The following is a 12,037-nucleotide window of genomic DNA, read 5'->3' as shown; positions in this document are numbered from 1 at the left end:
ACCGTCGCGAGGTGGCGTATATTACGCTTTCCTCTTTCAGAGTCAACCCTGAATTTCAGGATTTTTCTCTTCAACCGACCGGCTGTTTGTGTGAAGTGATTCACATCCGCCGTGTCGATGGAGGCGCATTATAGGGAGTTCTCTGCTGACCGCAATAGAAAAATTGCAGAAAAATGACTGTTTGCTGCATTCCCCAGCAAAACCCCTGGTTATACCCATTTACGCACAGACTTATCCACAAAATTCGCGTTCATTTCCTGGATCTTCTCACTCTGCAAACGATCTTTCAGGGATAAAAGCGGGGCCAGAATTTAAAAAGAAAAATTCGCGAGCGTTGCGCAAACGTTTTCGTTACAATGTCGCCGCAAAATGAGAATACCCCATAAGGGGCGTTAGCTGAGTTTTTCACGAAAAATTCAGCTAACGCTCTCTGTAATCGTCAAATCCAGGGGATTTACCATGCAACAACGTCGTCCAGTCCGCCGCGCTCTGCTCAGTGTTTCTGACAAGGCCGGTATCATCGAATTCGCCCAAGCACTTTCCGCACGCGGTGTGGAGCTGCTGTCTACGGGGGGCACCGCCCGCCTGTTAGCAGAAAAAGGCCTGCCGGTGACCGAAGTTTCCGATTACACCGGTTTCCCGGAAATGATGGATGGACGCGTAAAGACCCTGCATCCAAAAGTCCACGGCGGCATCCTCGGTCGCCGCGGCCAGGACGATGCCATTATGGAACAGCACCACATCGCCCCTATCGATATGGTTGTCGTTAACCTGTATCCGTTCGCCGAAACCGTAGCACGCGAAGGCTGCTCGCTGGAAGATGCGGTAGAGAACATCGATATCGGCGGCCCGACCATGGTGCGCTCTGCTGCGAAGAACCATAAAGACGTCGCTATCGTGGTGAAGAGCAGCGACTACGACGCCATTATTAAAGAGATGGATGCTAACGAAGGTTCTCTGACCCTCGACACCCGTTTCGATCTCGCGATTAAAGCCTTCGAACACACCGCCGCCTACGACAGCATGATCGCTAACTACTTCGGCAGCATGGTTCCGGCCTACCACGGTGAAAGCAAAGAAGCCGCCGGTCGCTTCCCGCGTACGCTGAATCTGAACTTCATTAAGAAGCAGGATATGCGCTACGGCGAGAACAGCCACCAGCAGGCTGCCTTCTATATAGAAGAGAATGTGAAAGAAGCGTCCGTTGCCACCGCACAACAGGTTCAGGGCAAAGCGCTTTCCTACAACAACATCGCCGATACCGACGCGGCGCTGGAGTGTGTGAAAGCGTTCAACGAGCCAGCCTGCGTAATCGTCAAGCACGCTAACCCGTGCGGCGTGGCGGTAAGTACCTCTATTCTCGACGCTTACGATCGCGCCTATAAAACCGACCCGACCTCCGCGTTCGGCGGCATCATCGCTTTCAACCGCGAGCTGGATGCCGAAACCTCGCAGGCCATCATCTCCCGTCAGTTCGTGGAAGTGATCATCGCCCCATCCGCAAGCGAAGAAGCGCTGAAAATCACCGCAGCTAAGCAGAACGTCCGTGTTCTGACCTGCGGTCAGTGGGGCGAGCGTGTTCCGGGCCTGGATTTCAAACGCGTTAACGGCGGCCTGCTGGTTCAGGATCGTGACCTGGGTATGGTGAGCGAAGCTGAACTGCGCGTGGTTTCCAAACGCCAGCCGACCGAGCAGGAGCTGCGTGACGCGCTGTTCTGCTGGAAGGTAGCCAAGTTCGTGAAATCCAACGCCATTGTGTATGCCAAAGAGAACATGACTATCGGCATAGGCGCAGGCCAGATGAGCCGCGTGTACTCCGCGAAAATCGCTGGCATTAAAGCGGCTGACGAAGGTCTGGAAGTGAAAGGCTCAGCCATGGCTTCCGACGCCTTCTTCCCGTTCCGTGACGGTATTGATGCCGCTGCCGCTGTCGGCGTGAGCTGCGTTATCCAGCCTGGCGGTTCTATCCGTGATGATGAAGTCATTGCCGCTGCCGATGAACACGGCATTGCGATGATCTTCACCGACATGCGCCACTTCCGCCATTAATTCAGGGAGCAGACGATGAAAGTTTTAGTCATTGGTAACGGCGGGCGCGAACACGCGCTGGCCTGGAAAGCCGCACAGTCGCCGCTGGTTGATACCGTTTTTGTCGCACCGGGTAACGCCGGTACCGCGCTGGAGCCAGCGTTGCAGAACGTGGCTATCGGCGTCACCGATATTCCGGCGCTGCTGAGCTTTGCCCAGAACGAGAAGATAGATCTGACCATCGTCGGCCCGGAAGCGCCGCTGGTGATTGGCGTGGTCAATGCGTTCCGCGCGGCGGGTCTGAAGATCTTTGGCCCAACCGAAGGGGCCGCCCAACTGGAAGGCTCCAAAGCGTTCACCAAAGATTTCCTCGCTCGTCACCAGATTCCGACGGCGGAATACCAGAATTTCACCGAGATTGAGCCAGCCCTGGCTTATCTGCGTGAGAAAGGCGCGCCGATCGTCATCAAGGCCGATGGTCTGGCTGCGGGCAAAGGCGTTATCGTGGCGATGACGCTTGAAGAAGCCGAAGCCGCCGTTCATGACATGCTGGCAGGCAACGCCTTTGGCGACGCGGGCCACCGCATCGTGATTGAAGAGTTCCTCGACGGCGAAGAAGCGAGCTTTATCGTGATGGTCGACGGCGAACACGTGCTGCCGATGGCCACCAGCCAGGACCACAAACGCGTAGGCAACGGCGATACCGGCCCGAACACCGGCGGCATGGGGGCTTACTCTCCGGCTCCAGTGGTAACTGATGAAGTGCATCAGCGCACCATGGAACGCATCATCTGGCCAACCGTAAAAGGCATGGCGGCGGAAGGGAATACCTATACCGGGTTCCTGTACGCGGGTCTGATGATCGACAAGCAGGGCAACCCGAAAGTTATTGAGTTCAACTGCCGCTTCGGCGATCCGGAAACCCAGCCGATCATGCTACGCATGAAGTCGGACCTGGTGGATCTTTGCCTGGCCGCCTGCGACGGCAAGCTGGATGAGAAAACCTCCGAGTGGGACGAACGCGCTTCATTAGGCGTGGTGATCGCCGCGGGCGGTTATCCGGGCAGCTACAGCACCGGCGACGAGATCCACGGTCTGCCGCTGGAAGAAGTGGCTGACGGTAAGGTTTTCCACGCGGGCACCAAACTCGCCGATGGCAACCGCGTGTTGACCAGCGGCGGACGCGTCCTGTGCGCCACCGCGCTGGGCCACACCGTGGCTGAGGCGCAGAAACGCGCTTACGCCCTGATGACCGACATCCGCTGGGACGGCAGCTTCAGCCGTAACGACATTGGCTGGCGCGCCATTGAGCGTGAACAGAACTAACGGCTGAGTTTAGCCAGTAGCGTTTTGCGCGTAATGCCCAATTGACGGGCGGCTTCGGTTTTGTTGCCGCCCGTTTTTTCCAGCGCCGCCAGAATCACCTCTTTTTCGACGTCCACCAGCGGTTGGATCTCACCACTGTATTCCGTTTTTATCGGCGTCGCGGCAATAGCGAGAGGCAATTCGCGTTCAGAAATGTATTCTCCCGTCAGCAACACCACCGCCCGCTCGATAGCGTTTTCCAGCTCACGGATATTGCCCGGCCAGTCGTAGTGGATCAGCAGATCCATCGCCTGCGGCGTAAACCCCTTCACCGCTTTGCGGTTACGTTCGGCAAAACGCCGCAGAAAATGGTCTGCCAGTAGCGGAATATCTTCCCGACGCTGGCGCAAAGAAGGCATTTCAATCGCCACCACATTCAGGCGGTAATAGAGATCCTGGCGAAAGCGACCGGCACTCACCTCTTCCGCCAGGTCGCGGTGGGTAGCGGCAATTAACCGAACATCCACAGATATCGTCTGGTTACTTCCCACGCGTTGCACTTCGCGCTCCTGAATCGCCCGCAGCAAACGTACCTGCATTAACGGCGAGATATCGCCGATTTCATCAAGAAACAATGTCCCGCCGTCAGCTTCGACAAAGCGTCCCTCCCGACGTTTATCCGCGCCGGTAAACGCGCCTTTTTCGTGGCCGAACAGCTCAGACTCCAGCAGCGATTCATTAAGCGCGGCGCAGTTGAGCGTGACCAGCGGTTTATCGCTCCTGGCGCTACAGGCGTGTAGCGCCCGCGCCACCAGCTCTTTACCCGTGCCGGAGTCTCCGTGAATCAATACCGTGGCGTCTGATGGTGCGACCATCGCGATTTCATTCAGTAAATGTTGCATCGCCGGACTGCTGCCAATCATGCCAAACTGCGCAGCCGACGCCGATGGCAATTCAGCGCCCGTTTCCCGCGTATGCGCCAACGCCTTTTCCAGCGTCTCCTGCAGACGGTCAAAATCCAGCGGTTTAATTAAATAGTCGAGCGCGCCGGCTTTCAACGCCTCTACCGCCGTTTCCACGCTGGAGAATGCCGTCATAATCAAAATCGGAATGGCGGGGTTGAGCGCTTTAATCTCCTTCAGCGTAGCGATACCGTCCATCTCCGCCATACGCACATCACACAGTACCAGATCAAAGACTTTCTCACGCACCTGAGCCAACGCATCATGCCCACTGTAGGCCAGAGCGACGTTATAGCCCCAGCCCCGAAGCAGCGCCTGTAAAATCGTGCAGTGGCTTACATCATCATCCACAACCAGAATATCGATTTTTCCGCGTATCACCCTTGTTAATCCTGTTGTCTCGCTATCACTGGCAACCAGATAGTAAAGACCGCGCCTTTACCCTCAATACTTTTCACCTTAATCGCGCCGCCATGCTGTTCGATGATATTTTGCACCACCGCCAGCCCCAGGCCTGTCCCGTCAGCTTTGGTCGTAAAATAAGGTGTAAAAATCGCCTCAAGCTGATCCGGGGCGATCCCTTTCCCGCTATCGGTAACAGTGATGATAACGCGGTCGGTCCCACTTTCTTTTGCCTCTACGGTAATCGTTCCCTGGCGGCCAATCGCATGAATAGCGTTCAGGTACAAATTCAACAGCACCTGAGTCAGCCTGTCCGGGTCAGCCTGAATACGCTTAAGCGTCTCATTCGCCGTGAACCTCAACTGAATCTCTCTGCTTTGGGCATCCTGACTGACCAGATTCAGGGAGTGAGTAATAATATCATTGAGGTTAACCGTCTGGAGCGTCAGATGCGCGGGCTTTACCAGTTCGAGCAATTCGCTTACCACCCGGTTCAAACGGTCGGCCTCTTTGGCCATCACCTGCGCCAGTTCATGCGACTCGCCACCGGCTGGCGTGCGCTCGGCAAAGTATTTCGCCAGCCCTTTGATGGACGAGAGCGGGTTACGAATTTCGTGCGCGACGCCCGCCGCCAGATGCCCCATCGCCACCAGCTTTTCTTTACGCTTCATTGCATCAAGCAGTTCTCTGTGTGAGCGCTGATAACGCTGATGCCAAAAAAACGCCAGTAACGTTGCCAACAGCACCGCCGCTAACGCAGACAAAACAATCAGCGTATTACGCCACTCCCTTGCCTGTGTCGCGGCCAGCTCGCTGGCGTCAAAGGCAATAAAAATAGTTTGTTTCGCTGGTTCGTCGTCATTGGCGCTACGCGCCATGCCGTGCCCCCTCATACCGTGACCTCTCATACCGAAAAGCGGCTGGAACTGACGGTAAATTTCCAGCGCAGGCACCGTCTCGCCGTTAGCAGCAACGTCGACACGCCGCCAACGCTCCTGCGGCCCGGGGTTTAGTTGATGCATTTCAGATGCGGAATAGAGCGATTTGCCCACCATGCCAGGGTTGCTATGAGTAATGATTACCCCCTGCGCATCCGTTACGGCGAACCACAACACGCCTGGCTGACCCGCCATCTCTTCCAGCAATGTCTGCTGCTGCGCGTGATGCATCCGCATTCCCATACCTACTCGCGTGCCGGACTCCAGAGCGCGAATGAGTACATTTCCCTTTTCCAGCAGCGTCTGCCTGGCAGCAGCGCTCTCACGGCCATAGTCGCGAATGACCATAATGGAAAATAGCCCCACCAGAATGAAGATCGCCACAGGTAACAGTCGACTCAACCACGTTGCAGCGGCATCTTTATGTAATCGTATAAAACTCACAGGCTTCCCCGGCTCGTTTTTATTTTCCTTACTTAAGCAGAGATCATGCCATTCTTTGCTCCGCATAACCGCGCGGTGTCGCACACCCTTTCGGATACTAGTGGGTAAAAATGACTCGCCAGGCGGGTCATGCGAGTCATTTTTACTCGCTTTTTGCCGCCTGAAGCGGGTTAACTCGCTGCCCGACAAGGAATAGTTACCTGGCACGGAAGATGCAAGAGAGAGGATAAGATGAGCAACAGGAGAACGCAAAATGAAACGGAACAATAAATCAGCTATCGCGCTAATTGCCCTCTCTCTTTTGGCCCTGAGCTCCGGCGCCGCCTTCGCCGGGCATCACTGGGGCAACAATGACGGTATGTGGCAACAGGGAGGTAGCCCGTTAACTACGGAACAGCAGGCGACGGCGCAGAAGATTTATGATGATTACTATACGCAGACCAGCGCGCTGCGCCAGCAACTGATATCCAAACGTTATGAATACAACGCGCTACTGACCGCCAGTTCGCCGGATACTGCGAAAATTAACGCGGTTGCCAAAGAGATGGAGTCATTAGGCCAGAAGTTAGATGAGCAACGCGTGAAACGGGATGTCGCGATGGCGCAGGCTGGCATACCACGCGGCGCAGGAATGGGCTATGGCGGTTGCGGCGGCTATGGCGGCGGTTATCATCGCGGCGGCGGTCATATGGGTATGGGAAACTGGTAAAGCATGTTTGCCGAATGGCGGCTTCGCCATTCGGTATTCCATCAAAAGGTTTTCGCTTGCGGCTGCCAGTGACAGAAATCTGAATTCGCCACCAGCAAAAGTTGCGATCCTTCCGGCGCCTCCAGCCATGCTACGCTCACCTCTACCGATGAGTGGTTCTGGCGGCGCTCAATGTGGCTTATTGCCCAGGAATCCAGATCCGGTTTCAGCGTTTCACCTTCACAGGTGGTTACCGTATGGTCGGCGTGCCAGCGTCCCTGGCGTAGTATGACCCGCCCCAGGCGCAAGGCGTCGCTGGTCTGACGGATTTGTTCGGCGCGATAGCGATACAAGGCAATCTGATCGTTGGAAAGCTGCTGCTTCTGCCCCCCAACTTCACGCTGCATAAAACTGAGTTCGCCATGAGCGTCGAAACGCGCGCGAATATGTTCTGGCGGTTTGCTGTAAATATTGAGTTCAATAAGCGAAAGCGTATCACCCTGCCAACGATATTCGCTGGTCGTCGTGCTGCCGCTATGCCACGGGCTAAAAACAGAAAGCAGATGGACTTCATCGTTCGTATCTTTACGCCAGATACGCACCGCGCCGTGATCGCCGGCAAAGCCGCTGGCAGTAAACGGAGGCGGTGAAGCGTTATGACTGCAGGCAGTCAGCAACAGCGCGCCAGAAAACAGAAACGCGCGACGCCAGACGGACAAAAGGGGCTGATAAGCCCCTTCGATAAAACTGTTCACAGTTACGCGTCTTACTTAACTGCGTCTTTCAGAGCTTTACCAGAAACAAACGCCGGTACGTTAGCGGCGGCGATTTTGATTTCTTTACCGGTCTGTGGGTTACGGCCAGTGCGCTCAGCACGGTGGTTCACTTTGAAGGTACCGAAACCAACCAGTTGTACAGCATCGCCTTCTTTCAGAGACTCAGTAATAGCAGCCAGAGTGGATTCCAGAGCAGCTTTAGCCTGGGTTTTGGACAGTTCTGCTTTGTCTGCAATTACATCAATCAGTTGAGTCTTGTTCATAAGTTATCCTTACAATGTGTTTATCGCTTGCTAAGCATCGAGTGCGACGGAAATGCCAGAAAAGCACTCTCCTGCATACACGCACCGATAGCCACTTTTTTTCGCCTCCCAAATGTAGACCAGACGGGGGGCATAAGGGAAGCCTTATGGCACGACAAATCAGACGTTAAATCACGTTTTCTGGTGTCATTGCTGAAAATTTATACCGATATTGCTCTCACCAGCCTCGCGCAGGTCTGCCCTGAGCCCTTTTATCAGTTCAATATCGCGTTCTTCGCAGTCGGCTAAAAGTCGGAATATTTCCCACTGAATATCCCATTCCTGTTCAACGGCAGGGTTCGTTTTGAGCTCCTCATCGGTCATTTCCCGACCAGCCTGAGTCATTTCCAACATCGCCACCGTAGTAATGGAAGTCTTACTAACCTCAATAGCGTGTTCCAGCGTTTCGCCGCTAAGACGAGAATGCATTAATTCGCTTAATGCGACGCAGGCATCAATCGCCGGGTAAACGCCGTACAGATCATAGTCGTCAGCTACCGGAATTGCCTCTTCAAACTTCTCCAGTTGGCTATCGAAATTGACCTTTGCATCTTTCACCGTCAGGGTTTCCCAGATCAGATCCAGAATGCGACGGTAGATCTGTCCGTCGCCGAATTCCGTCTGCTTGCAAAACATGGCGTAGTTCGGGTACATGCGCTCGCACAAGCAGGCCATAAAGGTAACGTGCTGCCAGCTTTCCAGCCGCTCCAGACGCAAATGAATCGGGTTTTGTAACATGATGGAATCTCGAATCGGAAATTAGCGGCAGTTTACCTGAATCAGCGCTGAATTTCTTGCCAACGAACAAACGCCGGACGTCCGGAAGCGACCGCATCCGCCCAGCGCGTCGGCTCCGGCAGGCGATACCCTTTCATACAGCGCTGTACCCACGCCAGCGCGCTGTCAGTACTGACCCGGTGCCCCGTCGCGATAAACAGCGGATTACAGCGCGCCTTGCTGCGCCATACCCACGCCAGTTGCTCGCCTTTATCCATTAAGGGGCTAAGTGTGCCAGGTTCGGTGGAAAGTGGCTCAAATTTACCGCATAGCCGTTTTTTCGCTACGCCGATGGTCGGCACGTCCACCAACAGTCCAAAATGACTGGCGACGCCAAGCCGACGCGGATGCGAAATACCGTGACCGTCCACAAACAGCAAATCGGGCTTTTGCGAGAGCTGTTCCCACGCCGCCAGCAGAGCAGGATATTCACGAAAAGAGAGAAAGCCGGGGATATACGGCATGGTGGTGGCAATACGCGCCACCTTGTACTCGACCAGTTCAAGCGACGGATATTTCAGCAACACCATCGCCGCCCGCGTCACCTCGCCCCCCTGCTCAAAACCGACGTCCGCCCCGCCGATAAACGCTGGCGGATCTTTGTCCAGGCGATCTTCGCGGCAAACCGATGAAGCAAGTTCTATCTGTTGAGCGCGTAGCGACGCGAGATCCATACTAACTCCTTAGCTGTGATACTGCGCAGAAAGTCGGTGCACTGCCTCCACAAATGCGCCAGCATGTTCTGGCGGCACATCCTGATGGATGCCATGTCCAAGGTTAAAGACGTGCCCTTCTCCCTGACCGAAACCAGCAAGTATAGTCGCTACTTCGTCTTCGATCCGTGCCGGCGGCGCATACAGCATCGAGGGGTCCATATTGCCCTGCAGCGCCACTTTATGGCCAACGCGACGGCGCGCATCGGCGATATCTGTCGTCCAGTCGAGACCCAGCGCGTCGCAGCCGGTTTCCGCCATCGCCTCCAGCCACTGACCGCCACCTTTAGTGAACAGCGTTACCGGCACGCGGCGACCGTCGTTTTCACGCAGCAGGCCATCGACGATTTTATGCATGTAGTACAGGGAGAATTGCTGGTAATCGCGGCCAGTCAGCACGCCGCCCCAAGTGTCGAAAATCATCACCGACTGCGCGCCCGCTTTGATTTGCGCATTGAGGTACAGCGTGACGCTTTTCGCCAACTTATCCAGCAGCAGATGCAACGCCTGCGGGTCAGCGTACATCATCTTTTTAATCACCGTGAAGGCTTTGCTACTGCCGCCTTCCACCATGTAAGTCGCCAGCGTCCACGGGCTGCCGGAGAAGCCGATCAGCGGAACCTCGCCTTTTAGTTCGCGGCGAATCGTACGCACCGCATTCATCACGTAGCCCAGTTCATCCTCCGGATCGGGAATGGGCAGCTTATCGACATCGGCTTTGCAGGTGACAGGGGCCGTAAAGCGCGGGCCTTCCCCGGCTTCGAAGTACAGCCCCAGGCCCATCGCGTCCGGAACCGTCAGGATATCCGAGAAAAGGATCGCCGCATCAAGCGGATAACGGCGCAGCGGCTGTAAAGTGACCTCGCAGGCCAGTTCGGCATTTTTGCACAGCGACATAAAATCGCCCGCCTGAGCGCGAGTGGCTTTGTACTCCGGTAGATAACGGCCCGCCTGGCGCATCATCCACACTGGCGTAACATCAACGGGCTGGCGCAGCAGCGCACGTAGATAACGATCGTTTTTGAGTTCGGTCATTTTTACATTCCTTTAGCGTTGATGCGCCCAGTGTAACATGTCAATCATATTCAGCCCGACACATTGCCACCGTATCTTCGATCAAACGGCGCGCGACGGTGCCCGGCGGCGGTAGTAGCGGCAGATCGTCATAACGGTACCAATTTGCTTCCAACAGTTCTTTCGGGTCGATGACAATCTCGCCGCTGTCATACTCCGCCATAAAAGCGGTCATCAACGACTGCGGAAAAGGCCACGGCTGCGAAGTAATGTAGCGCAGATTTTTCACCTTAATGCCGCTCTCCTCCATTACCTCTCGCGCGACCGCCTGTTCTAAGGTTTCGCCGACTTCAACAAACCCGGCCAGTACCGTATGCACGCCGTTGCGGTGGCGAACGTGCTGGGCCAGCAGGATGGAATCCTCACGGCGAATGGCAACAATAATGCAGGGGGCGATTTGCGGATAGTAGCGTTCGCGGCAATGGCTGCACAGCATCGCCCATTCGGTTTTACTCGGGTGCATAGGGTGCCCGCAATAGCCGCAAAATTTATGCGATCGGTAAAACTCCGCCAACTGTACGCCACGTCCCGCCAGTTGGAACAACCCGGCATCCTGATCGATAACCTGGCGAACCGATCCCATATCATGGCGTCGATGCTGTAACACCAGCCAGACGGGCTCGCCTTGCCATTCACCTATCCGGAGTGCGCGCTGCCCCACAAGATCGAAATTTGCCGCCAGCCCGTGTGGTAATTCCCCATACGGCAACCATAATTTTTGTTCATGGCTGACGATCCACCAGCCACTCTCTAATTTTTCAATTATACGATCCATAGCTCTTGCACTACCTTTGCTTCACTGGCATGTTGTTAACATTATTTTTACATTCATGGCGAGCAGCCTTTATCTAACTTGCGGAGACAATCATGCTAAACCAGCTGGAAAACCTGACGGAGCGCGTTGGCGGAAGCAACAAACTGGTCGATCGCTGGCTGGATGTACGTAAGCACCTGCTCGTGGCTTACTACAATCTGGTTGGCATTAAGCCTGGCAAAGAATCGTACATGCGGCTGAATGAAAAAGCGCTGGATGATTTTTGTCAGAGCCTGGTCGATTACCTTTCCGCCGGGCACTTCAGTATTTATGAACGTATTCTCCATAAATTGGAAGGAAACGGTCAGCTTTTACATGCGGCAAAAATCTGGCCGCTGCTGGAAGATAATACGCAGCGCATTATGGATTATTACGACACCAGCCTGGAAACTGCCATCGATCACGATAATTGTCTCGAATTTCAACAAGCTCTGTCAGATATCGGCGAAGCGCTGGAAGCCCGCTTTGTGCTGGAAGACAAGCTGATTATGCTGGTGTTTGACGCGATGCACGACGGCGCCAGAGTCAAACGTCCCGCTTGAGTTCTGCGCGAGTAACGGGTAGTTTACTTCAGCCCCCTCTTCGGAGGGGCGGTTATCTTGTCGGAGTGCTAATTTTCCACAAAAGCGTTCGTGATGCGTCAAGGCGGCAAGTCGGTGAATCTCCAGGAGCTTACATAAGTAAGTGACTGGAGTGAGCGGACGAAGCCAACGAAGAGGCAGCGCGAAGGATGAAGTGGAAAAGGCTGAGACCGTTAATTCGGGATCCGCGGAACCTGATCAGGTTAATACCTGCGAAGGGAACAAGAGTAATT

At 55.0% G+C, this 12,037-nt stretch carries 12 protein-coding genes; 4 read left to right on the top strand and 8 right to left on the bottom strand.

Features of this window, described 5'->3' with window-relative positions:
• Positions 1 to 459 precede the first annotated feature (459 nt).
• Together purH and purD are read left to right on the top strand one after the other, a co-directional pair.
• Entirely contained in the window at positions 460 to 2,049 is a 1,590-nt protein-coding gene (purH, locus tag NA986_RS23810) for a bifunctional phosphoribosylaminoimidazolecarboxamide formyltransferase/IMP cyclohydrolase (protein ID WP_023216629.1), read from the top strand.
• 15 nt (positions 2,050 to 2,064) lie between these two features.
• Positions 2,065 to 3,354, top strand: coding sequence for a phosphoribosylamine--glycine ligase (gene purD, locus NA986_RS23805; protein WP_023216630.1), 1,290 nt, complete (start codon positions 2,065 to 2,067; stop codon positions 3,352 to 3,354).
• Here the strand turns inward: purD and zraR are convergent.
• Both zraR and zraS read right to left on the bottom strand, forming a co-directional pair.
• Entirely contained in the window at positions 3,351 to 4,676 is a 1,326-nt protein-coding gene (gene zraR, locus NA986_RS23800; protein ID WP_000617928.1) for a sigma-54-dependent response regulator transcription factor ZraR, read from the bottom strand. The two genes, purD and zraR, sit on opposite strands and share 4 nt — an antisense overlap.
• 5 nt (positions 4,677 to 4,681) lie before the next feature.
• Complete coding sequence (gene zraS / locus NA986_RS23795; protein ID WP_023216631.1) at positions 4,682 to 6,079, bottom strand: two-component system sensor histidine kinase ZraS; 1,398 nt, start codon at positions 6,077 to 6,079, stop codon at positions 4,682 to 4,684.
• A 253-nt stretch (positions 6,080 to 6,332) separates the two neighbouring features.
• Here zraS and zraP point away from each other — a divergent pair, with 253 nt between their 5' ends.
• Positions 6,333 to 6,788 (top strand): zinc resistance sensor/chaperone ZraP, encoded by a 456-nt coding sequence (gene zraP / locus NA986_RS23790; protein WP_000828129.1) that lies wholly within the window; start codon positions 6,333 to 6,335, stop codon positions 6,786 to 6,788.
• Positions 6,789 to 6,829: 41 nt separating this feature from the next.
• Here zraP and NA986_RS23785 read toward each other — a convergent pair whose 3' ends face one another.
• The 6 genes from NA986_RS23785 to nudC all read right to left on the bottom strand — a co-directional run bounded on the left by NA986_RS23785 (position 6,830) and on the right by nudC (position 11,184).
• Positions 6,830 to 7,522 (bottom strand): DUF1481 domain-containing protein, encoded by a 693-nt coding sequence (locus NA986_RS23785; RefSeq protein WP_001083940.1) that lies wholly within the window; start codon positions 7,520 to 7,522, stop codon positions 6,830 to 6,832.
• Between the two features lie 11 nt (positions 7,523 to 7,533).
• Positions 7,534 to 7,806 (bottom strand): nucleoid-associated protein HU-alpha, encoded by a 273-nt coding sequence (gene hupA, locus NA986_RS23780; protein ID WP_001044509.1) that lies wholly within the window; start codon positions 7,804 to 7,806, stop codon positions 7,534 to 7,536.
• A gap of 186 nt (positions 7,807 to 7,992) precedes the next feature.
• On the bottom strand, positions 7,993 to 8,583 hold the full coding sequence (locus NA986_RS23775) for a YjaG family protein (RefSeq protein WP_000940093.1): 591 nt from the start codon (positions 8,581 to 8,583) through the stop codon (positions 7,993 to 7,995).
• A 41-nt stretch (positions 8,584 to 8,624) separates the two neighbouring features.
• Positions 8,625 to 9,296 carry a deoxyribonuclease V gene (nfi, locus tag NA986_RS23770; protein WP_000362364.1) on the bottom strand — a complete coding sequence of 224 codons (672 nt, stop codon included), beginning with the start codon at positions 9,294 to 9,296 and terminating at the stop codon, positions 8,625 to 8,627.
• Between the two features lie 9 nt (positions 9,297 to 9,305).
• Entirely contained in the window at positions 9,306 to 10,370 is a 1,065-nt protein-coding gene (hemE, locus tag NA986_RS23765) for a uroporphyrinogen decarboxylase (protein WP_000137629.1), read from the bottom strand.
• 40 nt (positions 10,371 to 10,410) lie between these two features.
• Positions 10,411 to 11,184: an NAD(+) diphosphatase gene (gene nudC / locus NA986_RS23760; RefSeq protein WP_000373955.1), complete on the bottom strand. Its 774-nt coding sequence runs from the start codon at positions 11,182 to 11,184 to the stop codon at positions 10,411 to 10,413.
• Positions 11,185 to 11,276: 92 nt separating this feature from the next.
• Here nudC and rsd point away from each other — a divergent pair, with 92 nt between their 5' ends.
• Positions 11,277 to 11,765, top strand: a complete 489-nt coding sequence (gene rsd, locus NA986_RS23755) for a sigma D regulator (RefSeq protein ID WP_000934315.1) — start codon at positions 11,277 to 11,279, stop codon at positions 11,763 to 11,765.
• Positions 11,766 to 12,037 lie beyond the last annotated feature (272 nt).

The organism is Salmonella sp. NW177, assembly GCF_051811585.1.
Lineage (GTDB): Bacteria > Pseudomonadota > Gammaproteobacteria > Enterobacterales > Enterobacteriaceae > Salmonella > Salmonella enterica.
Note: the sequence above shows the minus strand (reverse complement) of the source record. Positions and strands in the feature narration are given on the sequence as shown.